This is a genomic window from Streptomyces sparsus, from assembly GCF_054776295.1.
Genome location: NZ_BAAHCA010000933.1, coordinates 1300 through 1889, shown reverse-complemented (window position 1 = coordinate 1889; position 590 = coordinate 1300). Strand labels below are relative to the sequence as shown.

Here is a 590-nt window from a genome sequence, read left to right as displayed (position 1 = left end):
GCCCAGCTGGAGGTCGGCCAGGGCGCCCACCGCAGCTGGCACCCAGGGCGGTGCGCCGAGCTGGCGGTGACCGTGGACGGCGAGCGGCGAGTGGTCGGGCACGCCGGTGAACTGCACCCGCGCGTCATCAAGGCGTTCGGCCTGCCGGCCCGCAGCTGCGCCATGGAACTGGACCTGGACGCCGTGGAGCGGGCCGGCACCGGCCCGGTGGCGGCACCGACGGTGGCCACCTTCCCCGTGGCCACCCAGGACGTGGCGCTCGTCGTCGACACGGCGGTGCCGGCCGCCGAAGTGGAGGCGGCGCTGCGCGAGGGCGCGGGAGAGCTGCTGGAGTCGGTGCGGCTGTTCGACGTCTTCACCGGCGACCAGCTCGGTGCCGGACGCCGCTCGCTGGCGTACGCGTTGCGGTTCCGCGCCGCCGACCGGACGCTGACGGCCGAGGAGGCCACGACCGCCCGGGAGGCCGCGGTGGCCGCCGCCGTCAGCCGTACGGGGGCCGAACTGCGCGGCGCCTGAGGCCTCGGCCGCGTCGGGGGTCACGGACCGTACCCGGTCGTCGTCCCGGCCCCAGGGCCCCGGGGGGGGGGGGG

At 78.0% G+C, this 590-nt stretch carries 1 protein-coding gene; it reads left to right on the top strand.

The window, feature by feature from the left end; translation table 11 throughout:
* Nucleotides 1-516 (top strand): phenylalanine--tRNA ligase subunit beta-related protein (locus ACYVE9_RS25060; RefSeq protein WP_461030174.1); only part of this gene is annotated, 516 nt, incomplete at its 5' end.
* Between the last annotated feature and the right edge of the window lie 74 nt (nt 517-590).